General features: G+C 29.4%; 1 pseudogene. It reads right to left on the minus strand.

Annotated elements, in window-relative coordinates:
• Positions 1–190 (minus strand): annotated as a pseudogene (locus tag AAEZ00_RS21775) (hypothetical protein); the annotation flags it as partial.
• Positions 191–252 lie beyond the last annotated feature (62 nt).

The following is a 252-nucleotide window of genomic DNA, read 5'->3' on the forward strand; positions in this document are numbered from 1 at the left end:
GTATAACATTACTTGCAATAAATAACTTTTGGACTTCTTTAGGTACTTTATCTCTTTGCTTTAATCTATCACAACGTTTTGCCTGCCAATAAAATTGAAATATCAGTCCGTAACGTGAAACACCTAAAGTTGCTGAGAATATATTCAATGAAAACGAATAGTAGTTATCATCAATAATATCCTCAACCATGGGTAGCCATTTGTTTTTTATAAAAAAAATAAGTAATACACTAGTAATAAGTAGGCATATTC

This window comes from Shewanella sp. S1-49-MNA-CIBAN-0167, assembly GCF_040310145.1.
GTDB lineage: Bacteria > Pseudomonadota > Gammaproteobacteria > Enterobacterales > Shewanellaceae > Shewanella > Shewanella psychromarinicola.